Annotated in this window: 15 protein-coding genes; 4 read left to right on the top strand and 11 right to left on the bottom strand. The window is 53.1% G+C overall.

The window, feature by feature from the left end:
* Positions 1-16: 16 nt before the first annotated feature.
* Positions 17-982 carry a M23 family metallopeptidase gene (locus tag TREBR_RS03695; RefSeq protein WP_013757886.1) on the bottom strand — a complete coding sequence of 322 codons (966 nt, stop codon included), beginning with the start codon at positions 980-982 and terminating at the stop codon, positions 17-19.
* A gap of 9 nt (positions 983-991) precedes the next feature.
* Positions 992-1,588: an SAM-dependent methyltransferase gene (locus tag TREBR_RS03690; protein ID WP_013757885.1), complete on the bottom strand. Its 597-nt coding sequence runs from the start codon at positions 1,586-1,588 to the stop codon at positions 992-994.
* A 71-nt stretch (positions 1,589-1,659) separates the two neighbouring features.
* Between TREBR_RS03690 and TREBR_RS03685 the strand changes: the two genes are divergently transcribed.
* The 3 genes from TREBR_RS03685 to TREBR_RS03675 all read left to right on the top strand — a co-directional run bounded on the left by TREBR_RS03685 (position 1,660) and on the right by TREBR_RS03675 (position 3,784).
* On the top strand, positions 1,660-2,706 hold the full coding sequence (locus tag TREBR_RS03685) for a polyprenyl synthetase family protein (RefSeq protein ID WP_013757884.1): 1,047 nt from the start codon (positions 1,660-1,662) through the stop codon (positions 2,704-2,706).
* Between the two features lie 93 nt (positions 2,707-2,799).
* The gene (locus TREBR_RS03680; protein WP_013757883.1) at positions 2,800-3,336 is read left to right on the top strand and encodes a tetratricopeptide repeat protein; all 537 of its coding nucleotides are present in this window, start codon (positions 2,800-2,802) and stop codon (positions 3,334-3,336) included.
* On the top strand, positions 3,329-3,784 hold the full coding sequence (locus TREBR_RS03675; RefSeq protein ID WP_013757882.1) for a SoxR reducing system RseC family protein: 456 nt from the start codon (positions 3,329-3,331) through the stop codon (positions 3,782-3,784). The genes TREBR_RS03680 and TREBR_RS03675 overlap by 8 nt, the downstream gene beginning before the upstream one ends.
* Here TREBR_RS03675 and TREBR_RS03670 read toward each other — a convergent pair.
* Both TREBR_RS03670 and TREBR_RS03665 read right to left on the bottom strand, forming a co-directional pair.
* Complete coding sequence (locus TREBR_RS03670) at positions 3,756-4,949, bottom strand: protein-glutamate methylesterase/protein-glutamine glutaminase (RefSeq protein WP_013757881.1); 1,194 nt, start codon at positions 4,947-4,949, stop codon at positions 3,756-3,758. The two genes, TREBR_RS03675 and TREBR_RS03670, sit on opposite strands and share 29 nt — an antisense overlap.
* 12 nt (positions 4,950-4,961) lie before the next feature.
* Positions 4,962-5,780 (bottom strand): CheR family methyltransferase, encoded by an 819-nt coding sequence (locus tag TREBR_RS03665; protein WP_013757880.1) that lies wholly within the window; start codon positions 5,778-5,780, stop codon positions 4,962-4,964.
* 224 nt (positions 5,781-6,004) lie between these two features.
* Here TREBR_RS03665 and rny point away from each other — a divergent pair, with 224 nt between their 5' ends.
* On the top strand, positions 6,005-7,537 hold the full coding sequence (gene rny / locus TREBR_RS03660; RefSeq protein WP_013757879.1) for a ribonuclease Y: 1,533 nt from the start codon (positions 6,005-6,007) through the stop codon (positions 7,535-7,537).
* Positions 7,538-7,608: 71 nt separating this feature from the next.
* Here rny and TREBR_RS03655 read toward each other — a convergent pair whose 3' ends face one another.
* The 7 genes from TREBR_RS03655 to TREBR_RS03625 form a co-directional block, all read right to left on the bottom strand.
* Entirely contained in the window at positions 7,609-8,616 is a 1,008-nt protein-coding gene (locus TREBR_RS03655; protein WP_013757878.1) for a TRAP transporter substrate-binding protein, read from the bottom strand.
* Positions 8,606-9,907, bottom strand: coding sequence for a TRAP transporter large permease (locus TREBR_RS03650; RefSeq protein WP_013757877.1), 1,302 nt, complete (start codon positions 9,905-9,907; stop codon positions 8,606-8,608). The genes TREBR_RS03655 and TREBR_RS03650 overlap by 11 nt, the downstream gene beginning before the upstream one ends.
* Positions 9,900-10,502 carry a TRAP transporter small permease gene (locus TREBR_RS03645; RefSeq protein ID WP_013757876.1) on the bottom strand — a complete coding sequence of 201 codons (603 nt, stop codon included), beginning with the start codon at positions 10,500-10,502 and terminating at the stop codon, positions 9,900-9,902. Before TREBR_RS03645 ends, TREBR_RS03650 begins: the two co-directional genes overlap by 8 nt.
* 27 nt (positions 10,503-10,529) lie before the next feature.
* Positions 10,530-11,525: a TRAP transporter substrate-binding protein gene (locus TREBR_RS03640; protein ID WP_013757875.1), complete on the bottom strand. Its 996-nt coding sequence runs from the start codon at positions 11,523-11,525 to the stop codon at positions 10,530-10,532.
* Positions 11,526-11,732: 207 nt separating this feature from the next.
* Entirely contained in the window at positions 11,733-13,265 is a 1,533-nt protein-coding gene (locus TREBR_RS03635; RefSeq protein ID WP_013757874.1) for a response regulator, read from the bottom strand.
* Positions 13,258-14,745, bottom strand: a complete 1,488-nt coding sequence (locus TREBR_RS03630; protein ID WP_013757873.1) for a sensor histidine kinase — start codon at positions 14,743-14,745, stop codon at positions 13,258-13,260. Before TREBR_RS03630 ends, TREBR_RS03635 begins: the two co-directional genes overlap by 8 nt.
* 14 nt (positions 14,746-14,759) lie before the next feature.
* A complete protein-coding gene (locus tag TREBR_RS03625) occupies positions 14,760-15,326 on the bottom strand; it encodes a hypothetical protein (RefSeq protein WP_013757872.1) in 567 nt (188 codons plus the stop codon).
* Positions 15,327-15,372: the final 46 nt, after the last annotated feature.

Here is a 15,372-nt window from a genome sequence, read left to right as displayed (position 1 = left end):
CCCGAAGCGTGCGCCGTTAGTTCCACAAATTTTGAGGATTCACCGTTTTGCCGTTTTTATAAACGGTAAAATGCAGGTGGTTTCCCGTACTTAAACCGGAACTGCCCACCAAGCCGATCTTCGTCGTCGTATACACGTAGGCACCCTTTGAAACGAGAATTTTATCCAAATGACCGTACAGCGTCTGATAACCGGAATGGTGCTTGATCTGGACATAGTTTCCGTACGTATTGCTCCATCCCGCCTGAACGACCGTGCCGCTCAGCGCCGCGTAAACGGGAGTTCCCCGCGGAGCGGCCATGTCGATACCGCTGTGAAACGACCGGGCACCGGTAAACGGACTTTGCCGCCAGCCGTAATACGATGAAAAATAATATTTGGTTTTGAGCGGCCGGCTGAACAAATCGCCGTTGATCTCCTGCCGGGTAACCCAATCCAGCTCGGCTTCGGGCAAAAACAGCGTCGTTCCCGCCGAAAGGGATGTTTCAAGCGAAACGTTGTTGACTTCCGCACATTTTTCAGCGGAAATGCGATATTTCTGCGCAACCGAATCAAGCACCTCGCCGTCTTCCCGCACGGTATATAAAATTCCCGGCATGGAGGGAATTTTCAAATACTGCCCTATTTGAAGCAGACGCGACTGTCTGATATTGTTTACGCTGATAATCGTATCCTGCGTCAAGCCGAACTGTTCGGCGATAACGCCGATCATATCGCCGGATTTCACCCGATATACGGAATAGGAAAGAGAACCGTCCGAAACGGAAACGTCCGATTCGGGAAAAACCATATCGGCGGAAACGTCGTCCCCGTCGGTAACGATTTGACCGTCCTGCATGATCGGCATAAAAGCGGTTTCAAAACCGCCCTGCCCCGTTCTGATCGAATGCCGGGAAACCGCGGAAAAGATCGCGAAAGAGACTCCCACCGCGGCAACGGCTGCCGCAACGCACACGTATTTTTTGCGCAATGTCAACTTCAAACTGTCCGCCTATTTTTTACCGAGCCCTACCAGATACGTTTCAAACGACTCGGAACGACACGCTTCCGGCTTAAAACCTTTTGCCGAAGAAAACATGCCGCGCATTGTTTTCAACAGAGCCTGCTGATCGCCGCCCTGAAAGACTTTCACTGCAAAATTACCGCCGGCTTTGAGCATCGTCTGCGCGTAATACACCGCCAATTCCACCAGTCCCGTTGAACGGGCGGTATCCACTACGCGGTTTCCCGTCGTCGGCGGAGCCGCGTCGCAGACGACCAGATCGTACGGACCGAGCTCCATCGCCTGACGGCGCACGTCCGCATCGTACAAATCGCCTTGTATGAACGTCAGGTTTTCACCTTTGACGTTTTTTGCAAGCGGATTCAGATCGACGGACGTTACGTGCCCGGAGCCGTCGAGTGCCCGCAAAACGAAAACAGTCCAGCTGCCGGGAGACGCGCCGAGGTCGAGAACGCGGTAATTTTTCCGTATCATCCCGAATTTTTCATCTATTTCTTTCAGTTTATATACGGATCGAGCCGGATATCCTTCCGAAAAAGCTTTACGGGACCAATAATCGGGTTTTTCATAACTGTTTGCTGCCATAAACTTCCCATACACAAGTATCGGCACATTCGCCCTATATTTTTATATCGAAATATGGTATACTACGCGATATGCGTTATGATTATACCATGGAACTGCAAAAAATTGAATCGGTTCTTCAAAAGAATTTACCGGACGCACCGGGCGCCGGCTGGAATGAAAACATATTCGGCACTTTGCCGGGCTGCGTGACGGAAAAGCACATAGAACAGCTTTCATCCCCGTGCGCAGCGCTGCTGAAGCTCGGCGGAAAAAGGTGGCGGCCGCTGCTTTTAACGCTCTGCGCGGCGGCGGCTGCCGGAACGGAAGAAAGTCCCGAAGCCGCGTATGAAATAACGCCGCTCGTGGAATTCGTTCACACGGCGAGTCTTATCCACGACGATATAGAAGACTGCGCGGACACCCGCCGGGGAATGCCGGCCGCGCACATCACCTGGGGAATCGACACGGCCATAAACGCCGGCTCCTGGCTGTATTTTACCGCGGCGGCCTGCCTTACGAACGTACCGCTGCCGGCGGAACGAAAACTCGCCTTGTACCGGCTGTACGCCGAAGAATTGCGGCGGCTGCACCTCGGTCAGGCGATGGATATCGCATGGCATAAAGACAACACCGCGCTGCCTTCCGTTCAGGAATACGAAGCGATGGTCCGCATGAAAACGGGAACGCTCGCCGCGCTCGCGGCAAAAGCCGGAACGCTCGTCGGCGGAGGAACTGCCGAACAGGAATCCGTTATGGGAAACGCGGCGGCGGACATCGGCGTCGGATTTCAAATTCTCGACGACGTATTGAATTTGACGACCGGCAATATCGGCAAAAAACGCGGCGACGATATCGTTGAAGGCAAAAAAAGTCTGCCGGTGCTGATTCACCTTGCCGAGCAGCCGCAGGATTTCGATACGATCATGGCGTGTTTTACGCAGGCCCGAAAAGACGGCATAGAATCTCCGGCTGTCGAACGATGCGTAACCATGCTTACCGCAAGCGGAGCCGTCGCCGCGGCGCACACCCGCGCCCGCACCCTGATACGGCAAGCGTGCGCAAAAGTAACCGGTTTGTATCCCGACTCCGCCGCCGCCCGTAAAATCGACGCGCTTTTTACGTCAATGCTGCCGTAAAATCGCGCTTGCCTTCCGGGCCGAAAAGCCGTACTATATACGTAAGGATATGCGTATCGGCAATATCCGTATTCCGAAAAAGGGAGGCCTGTTATGAAAGAGAGTCCTGAAATGCTGAACACCCGGGCGATAGAATTTGCTTCCCGCGGTGAATATCCGGAGGCGATCGCGTGTTTTAAACGGGCGCTCACCATGGAACATCAAAATTATCTGCTTTGGTATAATCTGGGCGTTACGTACCGCGACGCGGGCAAACTGCTTCAGGCGAAAGACGCCGTACTGACGGCGTTTAAAATGGAACCGGACGACGAAGAAGTGTTGGAATCACTGGCGCACATCTGTTTTATGCTGAACGAACAGGACGAAGCGCTTACGTTTTGCGCGGCGGGTCTTGCGCTCAACAGGAAAAACGCGCATCTGTGGAACAACAGCGGCGTCATTTATTTTACCCGTGCCGAATACGACAGTGCCTGTGAAGCTTTTGAACAGGCGGTGACCGTAGATCCGACCTACTACGACGCGCTGTACAATCTGCGCGACACGTATAAAGAACTGGGGAATAAAGCGGGTGCCGAAGAATGCACGCGGCGGCTGAAAGATCTCCCGTGCAAAGGTGATTTTTATGCGTGAAAAAGCGTGCGTCCTCAACTTTGAAAAGAACACGGTGTGGGTTACGCCGCTTATCAGCGACACGTGCATAAACTGCAACCGGCAATCCTGCGCAAAACGCGGCACGCCGTTTCAGGCGACCAATCCGCGCAAGCTTGAACTTTCGTGCGGCGACATCGTGCAGATCGGTTCGTCGCCCAAAGCGGCGGCGCTGCAGGGAATCTTTTCACTGCTCGTGCCGGTTGCGGCCGCAACCGCCGGCTATTTTCTTGCCGATCCGGCAGCGCAACTGCTGCAGAAAACGGTTACGGAAGGAATGCGCGCGGCGGGCGTGCTCGGACTGCTGCTGCTCTCTACCGGAATCGTCTTTCTGCTTACCAGAGGTAGACTGAATCTGACGAAGCCGGAAATCATTTCGGTACTGAACGGCTCGCGGCAGCTCAGCAATACTCCTTCGCCAGAGTGCTGATTTCGCCGGCCATATCCTGCAGCGGTACCTGTTTCTGCACGCCGCCTAATTCCCACGCAACTTTCGGCATACCGTAGACGACGCTCGTTTTTTCATCCTGACCGAGCGTGCGCGCGCCTTGGCGGCGCATTTCCGCAAGCTGAGCGGCGCCGTCGCGGCCCATACCGGTCATGATAACGCCGAGCGCACGATTCTGATACACGGCCGCAACCGATTCAAACAGCACGTCCACCGACGGGCGATGCCCGTTGCGCTGCTCGGCGTCCGAAAGCCGCACCACCTGCGCCAGCGATTTATGCTCCACGAACATATGATAATTGCCCGGCGCAATAAGGATACGACCCGGTTTGAGCAGATCGCCGTCGTGCGCTTCTTTGACTTCCAGCGGGCAAATATGATTCAGACTGTTTGCAAATTCTTCCGTAAAACCGGCCGGCATGTGCTGCACGACCAAAACGGGCTGACATAATCCCGGATCGATCGCACGGAACACTTCGCGCAGCGCGTTCGGTCCGCCGGTAGAAATGCCGATGGCGATCACTTCGATTCTGCCGCTTTCACGCAGCGGCTGCACGACGGCGGGCTGCTTATGCTGCGGCACTTCAATGGGAGTCTGGAACGCGGCGCTCGGCTCCGGCACCGCTTCGGAAACCGGCTGTGCGGTAAACGATCCGGATCGGGCAACTGCGGAAAGCGCGGCGGGATCAACGAAATGCTTGTATACGGGAATATATTTGTTTTTCTTGAGACGGGCGTATTGTCCGCCGTACGATGAAAGCAGTTCCACCAGCCGCGCCGCAACGGCGCTCAGGTCGCCGCTGACCGAACCGCCCGGTTTGGTCAGAAAGTCGCTTGCGCCCAGTTCCAGGCACTGCATCGTTACCGCCGCGCCTTCTGTCGTTAAGCTTGACAGCATAATGACGGGGATATCGATTCCCCGCTTTTTCCGTTCTTTCAAAAACTCCAATCCGGTCATAACCGGCATTTCAATATCAAGGACGATAACGTCCGGCTGGCACGACGGAATTTTCTCCAATGCGAATTGACCGTTCATCGCCTTGCCGACGACTGATAAGCCCGGAGTATTTTCTACGATTCTGGAAATCAAATTCCGCATGAGCGCCGAATCGTCGACGATCAGCACACCAATTTCAGCTGAATTCATCAGTAGCCCCTATTACTGTACGTTTTTCTGGTATAAACAAGCCCAGTCCGTTTTTAAAAACTCGAATTTCGTATTCATACCGAAAAGCGATTCCGAATGACCGATAAAAAGAAACGAATAGGGCGCCATTGCGTCCCAAAATCGGTTTATAACCTCAAGCTGCGCCGCCTCGTCAAAATAAATGAGAACGTTGCGGCAGAAAACGACGTCGAGATTGCGGGCACCCGAATCATATTTGAGATTATGATAGTCGAAGCGGATCGTTTTCATCAATTCATCCGTTACCTGATACCCGGCGTCCGTTTGGGTAAAAAAACGTTTCAGATATTTATCGGGAATGCCGCCGACGCGGGACTCAGGATAAAACCCCTGCTTGCCGACCATAAGCGATTTCAGGGAAATGTCGGACGCGGTGATCTCAAAGGTGTACGGAGAAGGCAGAATGTCTTTCAGAATCATCGCGATCGTATACGGTTCTTCTCCGGTGGAACAGCCCGCGCTCCACACGCGTATTTTTTTATCGACCTGCGTTTTTTTCATTTCAATCAGGCGCGGCACGATATACCGTTCAAACGCGTCGAAATGCGGTTGATTCCTGAAAAACCGGGTCAGATTGGTCGTCACCGAATCGAGCAGCAGCTTCATTTCTTCTTTATCGGAAGTGATGAGCCGGTAATATTCCTGCACGGTGGCGAGTTTCGTTTCACGCAGTCGTTCTTTCAGCCGGCTGTCGAGAATTGATCTATTTGTCTCTGAAAAAGTAATTCCGCTCTCGGCATAAATAACTTTACGGAATAGGTCGAATTCAGCGTCTGTAAGTAAGTCTGTCATATTCTCATTTTATAGCGTAAGATGAAATATGTAAATATGCTTTCCGTAAAATTCTGCAAACGGACGGGCGTGCGGACAGCCGAAACGGCCGCGGAGCCGAGAATCCGGAATTCACCGTATAAAACCTTTCTGTATTTACATTTGCCGAATTTATATTTGACAATACCGGCAACTTATGATAACTTATAGACTGAACATTTCTATTAAAAACGAGGAGCACAAACATGATATCTTTAGTGTTTTGGATAGGGCTCCCTGTTGCGGGAATTGTTCTTGGATGGACTATTCGCTGGCTGTACGCCAGATTTCAATTATCTGCATCCGAACAGAGAGCGGAGCGGATAAAACAGGACGCTATAAAAGAAGCGGAAGCACAGAAAAAAGAAATTTTACTAGAAGCGAAAGATCAACTCATTCGGGAACAAAAGCAGCAGGAGCGGGAAAACCGTGAACGCCGGAGCGATTTGCAGAGGATGGAGCGCCGCCTCATGCAAAAAGAAGAGGCGCTCGATAAACGGAACGAAGACATGGATAAGCAGGAGCAGGAACTGGCTGCGCGCGCTCAGAAAATGACCGAGCGCGAAACGGTTCTGCTGAGCGAGGAAGAGCGGTACCGTCAGGAACTGGAACGCATTTCCGGACTTTCCGCCGAAGAAGCAAAAAACCTGATTATCCAGAATCTCGAAAACGAAGCGCGCCACGACGCGCAGGCGATGCTGAACAAAATCGAACAGGAAGCGCAGCTTTCTTCCGAAAAAAAAGCCCGCGATATTCTGGTAACGACGATCCAGCGCATCGCAACCGAAACTACGGGCGACATCACCGTCGCAACGGTATCTCTGCCGAGCGATGAAATGAAAGGCCGTATTATCGGACGGGAAGGACGCAACATCCGTACGCTCGAAACGCTGACCGGCGTCGACATCATTATCGACGACACGCCGGAAGCCGTCGTCATTTCGTGTTTCGATCCGGTGCGCAAGGAAATTGCGAAAGTAGCGCTGGAACGGCTGATTTCCGACGGACGCATACACCCCGCCCGCATAGAAGAAATCGTGCAGAAAGTAACGCGCGAAATACAGCAGAAAATTTACGAAGAAGGTGAAAAAGTACTGTTCGACCTCGGTATTCACAACATGAATCAGGAGGGCGTGCGCGCGCTGGGACGGCTGTATTTCAGAACCAGCTACGGGCAGAACGTACTCACGCACTCGAAAGAAGTCGCAATCATCGCGGGTATGCTCGCGGCCGAAATCGGCGTAAACCGTGATTTGGCGAAGCGCGCCGCGGTGCTGCACGATATCGGAAAAGGTGCGGAAAACGATTCCGATCAGAACCACGCGGAAGTGGGTATGGATATGGCGCGTAAAATGGGAGAAGACGCACGCGTTATCAACGCGGTCGGCGCTCACCACAACGACGTAGAACCGACGAGCATCGAAGCCATTATCGTTCAGATTGCCGACGCGATTTCGGCCGCCCGTCCGGGCGCGCGCCGTGAGACGATCGACAATTACGTAAAGCGGCTTGAAAACCTTGAAGCGATTGCAGAAAACTTCGGCGGCGTTGAAAAAGCATACGCCATACAGGCCGGCCGCGAACTGCGCGTTCTGGTCAACAACGAAAAGATTCCCGATCAGGACGTTAAAGAACTGGCGCGGAAAATTGCAAAACAGATTGAAAACGATTTACGGTATCCGGGCAGAATAAAAATAACGATGATACGCGAAACGCGCATTATCGAATACGCACGGTAACCGAACCGACAAAAATAAAAAAAGGATTGCCCGAACTCCGGACAATCCTTTTTTTATTTTAAAACGTAATTCTAATCTTCGACGGCGCGAATCTTTGCAACCAGCCGCCGCTGCGTTTCGCTCAACGCGCCGTACACGGGCGATATTGCTTCGGCAAATTCCTGAACGTTTTCTATGGGAAGAATAACGCAGCCGGCTTCCTGCATTCTTAAACGGGAAGATTGCTCGTAATCGGCCCAGGCCTGAATTTGGATAACGGAAGCGTCCTTCGCCGCCTGCAGAATGAGCGCGCGATCCGGCGCCGACAATTTATCCAAAGACATATTTGACGCAATGAGCATTTCGGGAACGCGGGTGTGTTCGTCGACCGAAAAAAACCGGGCAACTTCGTAATGACCGGAGGAATCGTACGACGGAAAATTGTTTTCGGCACCGTCGATGTCCCGCATCCGCAGCGCTTCGTACACGTATTCGTACCGCATCGGCACGGGAACCGCGCCGAGCGCCGAAACGAGCGCCATCATCAGAGACGATTCCTGCACCCGAATCCGCAAGTTTTTCATATCCTTGACGGAGCGAATGGGCTTGCCGACGGTGTAAAAGCTGCGGGCGCCGGAATCGAAATAGCACAATCCCTGAAATCCGGAAGAATTAACCGCGTCGAGAAAAAACGAACCGATTTCGCCGTTCAAAACGTTCCACAAATGCAGCGAACTGCGGTACAAATACGGCAGCTGCAGCACGTTCAGATCGGGATAAAAAGAAGCGAGCGGAGAGATAGAAACGCGGCAGAAATCGATTCCGCCGAATTGTACCTGTTCGATAACCGATTTTTCATCACCGAGCAGACCGTTGTTGTACACTTCTATGGTAATCCGGCCGCCGGAACGTTCGGCGACCAATCGGGCGAACGCCAGATCACCGGTAACGGTCGGATATCCGTCTGGCTGATTATCCGCAAGCCGTAAAATGATCCGGTTTTCGGGAGACGTTTTGTTCCGGTCTTTCGTACCGGCGGCGAACAGCGGCAGCACTGCTGCACAAAACAGCAGCGCTGCGGTATATGTTTTACACAGCATATCCAAGCAAACGGGGTAAGAACAGCGAAATCGACGGTACGAACGTTACCAGCAGCAATCCGACGATCATTGCAGCATACATCGGCAGCATCGCCTTGACCGTCCGTTCGACGGAAATCTTACCGATACCGCATCCGACGAACAGAGCGGACCCGACCGGCGGCGTGCACAGCCCGACGGCAAGGTTGAAAATGAGCATGACGCCGAACTGAACCGGGCTCATACCGAACGACTGCACGACCGGTACCAAAATCGGTGTTACGATCAGAATAAGCGGCGCCATATCCATGATACAGCCTAACAGCAAAAGCATCAAGTTGATCAATAAGAAAATCACAACTTTGCTTGAAGAAATCGCCATCAACCCCTGCGTAATCATCGAGGGAACACGCAGCATTGCCAACAGATAGCCGAACGCACCGGCGGCAGCTATCAGTGAAAACACCATGGCGAGCGTCTTGACGGTATTCATCAGCAGCCGCGGAATCTGCGTAAGTTTCAGTTCACGATAGACGAATACGGAAATGATGAACGCATAAATACAGGCGATCGCAGCGGATTCGGTCGCCGTAAAAATCCCCGCGGTAACGCCGACCAAAATGATAACTGCGGTGAACAGCGCGAGCAGCGCGTTCCAGACGATTTTCACCGCCCGTTTGAACGGAATCTTTTCACCTTTAGGATAATGCCGAATCTGCGCCAGCACGAAACAGACGATCAGCAGCATGATGCCGCACAGTATGCCCGGAACCAGTCCGGCCATAAACAGCGCGCCTACGGAAACGCCGCCGGCCGCCACCGAATAGATGATCATGTTGTGGCTCGGCGGAATCAGCACGCCTTGGCACGACGAGGCGACCGTAATGGCGACGGAAAAATCCTTATCGTAGCCGGCCTTTTCCATCATGGGGATTTCCACGGAGCCGAGCGAAGACACGTCCGCAACGGCGGAACCGGACAAATGTCCGAAGAACATCGACCCCAGCACGTTTACGTACGAAAGACCGCCGCGAAACCGGCCGACGATCGCGTTCGCGCAGTCGAGCAGCCGGTTTGAAATTCCGCCCGCTCCCATCAGTTCACCTGCGAACACGAAAAACGGAATCGCCATCAGCGAAAAACTGTTTACCGCTTTTCCCATCTGCTGAATGAACGCCATCAGGGGAATTCCCATATACAGCATCGTAATGCAGGATGAAACGGCAAGTGCGAACACAACCGGCATTTTGCAGATAACGAAAACGACGAACGAACCGAGCAGCAGCCAGATCGCAATCGAAGGATCATACATGATCAGCCTCCTTACCGGAAACCGCGGCGAGCGGTTCCGGCGGCGCGTCGGCGGCGCCGTCTTCTATATCGAAATGTCTGAACCGTTCCAAACCGAATAACGATAAAAACGTAAAATACATGATAAAAACGCCGCCGACCGGCATCATCAGATACAGCATACCGGCGGGCCACTGCGTCGCCGGCAGCGTGGACGACATGGTGGAACCGATCAGTTTGCCGCCGTACACGACAAGCGCCAAACCGAACAAAAAAGTCGCGAACGTGTTTATTTTCGTAACTGCGATCCGAATTTTTCCGGGGAACCGATTGAAAAACATTTCAATGGCAATATGCAGTCCTTTTTCCACGCCGATCGCCATGGAAATGAAAGCAGTCCACACCATAAGCAAAAGCGCCACTTCTTCCGACCAGCGGATGCTGGTGCCGAACACTTTTCTGCTGAACACCTGCGCGCTTACGATAACGATGATAACCAACAGTACCACTTTCGCATATTCGAGCAGTACGCGGTATACCCAATCGAACGCATACGTAACGCAACTGAACACCTTTTCCGCACGGTTCATTTCCGATCTAAAAACGGGATGTTTCACGGTTCCTCCTCTGTGCTGCCGGCAGTACTATTTGATAGCTTGAATATCGGCGATCACCGATTCATATCCCGCGCCGTATTTTTTGTACAGCGGAGCCATCGCATCCTGAAACTTCTGTTTTTCGGCTGCGGACAATTCTGTCACGACGGCACCGCCGGCTTTTACCTTGGCTTCGGAAGCGTTTTCTTTGGCTGCCCACAATTCGCGTTCGATTTTTGCGGATTCCAGCGCCGCTTCGCGGATAATTTTCTGATCTTCGGCGGAAAGTTTTTTCCAGGTCAGGGCGGAAATCATCTGCATTTCGGGAACGCGGGTATGTTCGTCGAGGACGAAATACTTGGCCACTTCAAAATGGGACGTCGATTCGTACGACGGCCAATTGTTTTCGGCACCGTCGATAACTCCGGTCTGCAATCCCGAATAGACTTCACCGTACGCCATCGGCGTGGGATTGGCGCCCAGCGCCTGCACCATGTCCATCATCTGCTGCGATTCCTGCACGCGGATTTTCAAACCTTTCATATCGGCTAAAGAGGTGACAGGGCGAACCGAATTGTAAAAATTACGCGCGCCGGCGTCGAACCAGGAAAGGCCGATCAGATTATTCGACTCCACGGATTTAAGGAACGTATCGCCGATGGATCCGTCGAGTACTTTCCACATGTGTTCGGGATCGCGATACAAATACGGCAGCTGCAGTACGTTCAGCGCCTTGCTGAATTCGGCGAGCGGAGAAAGCGATACGCGCGTAAAATCGATAGCGCCGAACTGCAGCTGTTCGATAACCGATTTTTCATCACCGAGCTGCGCTCCGTAATACACTTCGACTTTGATGCGTCCGTCGGTGCGCTGTTCGACCAGTTCGGCAAACTTGTACGCAGCCTGCGTCGTCGGATAATCCTGCGGCTGATTTTCAGCATAGCGGAGCACCATCGTTTTGGAACCTTTGTCACCGGAACCGGATGCAAAAACGGTTCCGCCAAGTACGCTCAGAGCGAGCAGCGTAAAAATGATTTTCTTCATAAAATCCTCCTAAAACCGCAAATCGGCGAACTTGCCGCCGTTCCGCGCGTCGTATGGTTTATTTTAGGATGGAAATTACAGGGTGGCAACGGCAGTTTTTTCGACAAGCGTCCAATTATTTACAAAAAAGTCCAAATTTTCGGCAAAAAGGGAAAGCGAACCGCACCACGCCGCCGTTCGGCTCTCGGAGGTTCAGCTCTCGGAGGTTCAGCGGTTCAAATGCACGAGCTGGAACTGTTTCGGCGGCAGGCCGAATTTTTTCTTGAACGCGCGGGAAAAATACGCAGGATCCTGATAACCGGAATTCCTCGCCGCGTCGGCAACGGGTTTGCCGTTTTTTAACAATTCCGCCGCAGCATCCAGCCGGAGTCCCGAAAGATATTCAACGAAAGAAATCGACGTGTGTTTTTTAAATAATTTGCAACAGTAATCGCTGTCGATTCCCACGAATTCGGCAACCGTTTCCAAAGAAATCGGTTCCGCAAAGTGAATATGCAGATACTCTTCTATACTGTTGAAAATACGCTCGTACTTATTGCGCCGGTCGGTCAGCACTTCGGTACACGTTTTATGCACGTATCCCTGAAAAATCAGCCGAAGCGCCGCCGTATCTACCGTATCCGCCGAAGAAGGCAGCACCGGCGGCGCGATGCGGTATTTATACTCAATGGAACGGGTAACGACCAGCAGCATTTCCATGCAGACCGCCCGCTGCGCCGGCGCGTCATCGCCGTATTCAAGCATCAGGCGATCGAAATATTCAGCGGACAGCAGCAGCGCGCCTTGTTCGTCGGCCTCGGACAGCGCGTGAATAATACCCGATTCAAGTTCGGTCATCCAGGTACCGGCGAGCGGCGGAACCGCAGGCGGCAGGTTTCGGTAATGCAGCACCGGCGAAGCGGCGTTCGTTTTCAGATACGCCAGCAGACTTTGCTGAAGCGACGAGGCGATTCGATCCGCGGAACGGAACGGCATCCCTTCTCCGCATCTGAAATCGCTCCATTTGTACGAAAACTGCATCAAATCGATGCGCGGCACGGCGTTTTCCGGCTGTTCCGAAAACACCAGCACGTGATACAAAACCGTACCGTCCACGGCCCGTTCTTCAAAACAGCACGGAACGTACCCGTTTTTGCGGCACGCCCCCGTAATCTGCGGTAAAACGGCGCCGCCGCACAAATCGAAGTCGTTTCCGGCACTGAAAACGAACGAGAATCCCGATTCACAGCGGATATGCTGCAGGGAAAGCCAGCATCTGATTTTTTCGGCGGACAGACCGCCGTATTTGAGCGCGTTGAAAAAATCCATTTCAAGCAGTTCGAGCATACCGTTCATCTGCAAATCCGCCGCCCGGCGTGAACTGGTGCGGGAATCAAGCTCCCGCACCAGCCGGGACAGTACGCCGATCACGGCGTCGGTTTCAGCCGGTTTTACGATGTAATCGCGCGCACCGAGTCTGACGGCCGTCTGCGCGTAATCGAACACGCTCCAGGCGGTCAAAAACACGATCAGACAGTCGGGCAGCCGTTCCCGTATTTTCTCCGCCGCTTGAATTCCATCCACCGCGGGCATTTTGATGTCGAGCAGCGCCGCGTCGGCAGCTTGGTCCAGCGCAAGCTCCACCGCTTCCCTGCCGTTTTTTGCTTCGATACAGGTAAAAGGCAGTCCGCTTTGCGCCGCTATCAGCGCGAGCGCTTTCCGCTCCAGCGGTTCGTCGTCGGCAATAATCAATTTATACACGAGTTCCTCCCGACTGCGGAACCAGCAGTTCCACCTGCGTTCCGTGCGGCGCAATCCGCCGAATGCTGATCCGGGCGCTGCTGCCGTAATACAGGCGCAGTCGCGTTACGACGTTTTTGACGCCGATATGCGACGTTTGCGGCCGATCGTCCGGCAGTGAATTGTCGAGCAGCGCGGCCATTTTTTCATCGGTCATACCGGTTCCGTTGTCGCAAACGGTAATGGACAGCGCATCGCCTTCCAGCGCGATAGCAAGGCTGAGCGTTCCGCCGTCTTCGAGCGGTTCCAGCCCGTGAATGACGGCGTTTTCAACGAACGGCTGAATGAGCAGCGGCGGAATCATCACCCGGTACGCCTCAGTCTCGCAGCTCAACTCGAATGAGAGACGATCGCCGAAACGCGTCTGCTGGATATGCAGATATCTGCGGATAAAATCGAATTCGGCCTCTACGGATACGGCGGTCCGCGCTTCAAGCGTGTACCGGAGCATCGACGATAAATCGAAAAGCAGCGTGCGCGTCTGCGCCGCCTGCTCGAACAGCGCAGTTTGCGCGATAACGTTGAGCGTATTGAACAGGAAATGCGGCTGAATCTGCGCCTGCAGCGATAAAAACTGGGCAGCTTCGAGTTCTTTCAGGATTTTCACCTGCTGAAGTTCCTGTTCATGCAGTTTTTTTTCCAGATCGGCGTTTTCCTGCAATGCCGAAAGCCGTTCCAGCAGGCTCGCTTTCATCCGGTTCAGCGTGTCGCCCAAAAACGCCAGTTCGGAGGCGCCCTGCACGCTGATATCGGGAATCGCCAAGTTTCCGTTCGTTATCTGGCGCGCGGCGTGCACCATTTTCCGTATCGGTGAAACGAGCGAGCTCGTGAGCAGCAGCGCCGCCGCAACGTATCCTGCGGTGATTCCGATAACGACGATCAGCAGCACCGACCGGAACCGGCCGATAAACTGCCTGCTTTCCGCGATACGCACCGCATCGTCGGCAATAACGGCGGAAAGCAATTTATTGTCGGTGTAATCGAGCAGGTACGAAACGACGCGGGAAAGCGTTGCGTATTCAGCGTACGTCGAATCCGAAATCTCTTCCGCGGCGAACGGTTCCGAGCGGCGCCGTATAAAATCGAGTCCGTTTTCAATACCGTGCAGCAAAAACAGAATATCGGTATTTCCGACGGAACCGCTTTCTTCTATAGAATGCAGCATATCGGTCGAACGGGCAAGGTACAAGTTCATATTCTGCAAATACTGCTCGGAACCGCTTTGAAAAAACGAATCGAGGTTTTCGCGATAGCCGTTCAAATACGTAGTAAGCTGCCGCACGTACAGATATCGGGAGGTTTGCGTCTGTAATTTGAACGTCTCGCGGGAACTGATAAAAAAGATGACGGAAACCAAAACTACCATTGCGGCTATCAGCGAGACGCTGTACCACAGCAGCTGCTGCTGAAACGTTTTATTGGTGTTTCCCGTCTTTTTCATTTCGGAATGCGAAGCTATCGGTAAGCTATTCTGAAATACAAAGACAATATATTGTCCGCCGAATCGCCGCGAGGCATTCGGCGCCAGCCGCCGCCCAAAACCGGTGCGAACCCTATTCCTCCGGCGGAAAAATCATATTCGAGCAAAAGCCTGAATCCGTTGCCCCACTGCGTGGAACGGATACCGTCGAGCGGCGTACCGGCATCGATAAAATCGGTGCGTCTGCCGACGGCGTACTCGACGGCGACGCAAAGCCCTGCGAGTCCCGGATATATTCTGACACCGCTGAAAAACGCGTAATCGATATAATTGCAGTGTGCGCCGTCTTTAACGTGAAAATCGCAGACGGAAACCATTCCGACGGAAAAACGTATCGCGGGATCGAGCATAAAGCCGAAAAACACGTCCGCTTCGGGAACGAATCGGTTGAATCCGGACGCCATGTCGGTACGGCTGGAATCACCGTAAAAGACGGCGGCGGTTCCGACCGATCCGCTGAAAATAATCCGATCCGAAGCGGAACTCCACGCGGCGGCGGAAACACCGAGAATGCAAATAATACACGCATATATACGTTTCATAATGACATTATCATAAAAGGAAAACAAAAAATCAAGTCGAACCGGC

This window comes from Treponema brennaborense DSM 12168, assembly GCF_000212415.1.
Taxonomy (GTDB): Bacteria; Spirochaetota; Spirochaetia; order Treponematales; family Treponemataceae; genus Treponema_F; species Treponema_F brennaborense.
Note: the sequence above shows the minus strand (reverse complement) of the source record. Positions and strands in the feature narration are given on the sequence as shown.

What these genes read in the sequence shown, in the direction of transcription:
- TREBR_RS03675 (WP_013757882.1), top strand. Translation starts at nt 3,329, where the DNA reads ATGCGTGAAAAAGCGTGCGTCCTCAACTTTGAAAAGAACACGGTGTGG.
- TREBR_RS03685 (WP_013757884.1), top strand. Translation starts at nt 1,660, where the DNA reads ATGCGTTATGATTATACCATGGAACTGCAAAAAATTGAATCGGTTCTT.
- TREBR_RS03655 (WP_013757878.1), bottom strand. Translation starts at nt 8,616, where the DNA reads ATGCTGTGTAAAACATATACCGCAGCGCTGCTGTTTTGTGCAGCAGTG.
- TREBR_RS03690 (WP_013757885.1), bottom strand. Translation starts at nt 1,588, where the DNA reads ATGGCAGCAAACAGTTATGAAAAACCCGATTATTGGTCCCGTAAAGCT.
- TREBR_RS03650 (WP_013757877.1), bottom strand. Translation starts at nt 9,907, where the DNA reads ATGTATGATCCTTCGATTGCGATCTGGCTGCTGCTCGGTTCGTTCGTC.
- TREBR_RS03665 (WP_013757880.1), bottom strand. Translation starts at nt 5,780, where the DNA reads ATGACAGACTTACTTACAGACGCTGAATTCGACCTATTCCGTAAAGTT.
- TREBR_RS03630 (WP_013757873.1), bottom strand. Translation starts at nt 14,745, where the DNA reads ATGAAAAAGACGGGAAACACCAATAAAACGTTTCAGCAGCAGCTGCTG.
- rny (WP_013757879.1), top strand. Translation starts at nt 6,005, where the DNA reads ATGATATCTTTAGTGTTTTGGATAGGGCTCCCTGTTGCGGGAATTGTT.
- TREBR_RS03625 (WP_013757872.1), bottom strand. Translation starts at nt 15,326, where the DNA reads ATGAAACGTATATATGCGTGTATTATTTGCATTCTCGGTGTTTCCGCC.
- TREBR_RS03680 (WP_013757883.1), top strand. Translation starts at nt 2,800, where the DNA reads ATGAAAGAGAGTCCTGAAATGCTGAACACCCGGGCGATAGAATTTGCT.
- TREBR_RS03670 (WP_013757881.1), bottom strand. Translation starts at nt 4,949, where the DNA reads ATGAATTCAGCTGAAATTGGTGTGCTGATCGTCGACGATTCGGCGCTC.
- TREBR_RS03640 (WP_013757875.1), bottom strand. Translation starts at nt 11,525, where the DNA reads ATGAAGAAAATCATTTTTACGCTGCTCGCTCTGAGCGTACTTGGCGGA.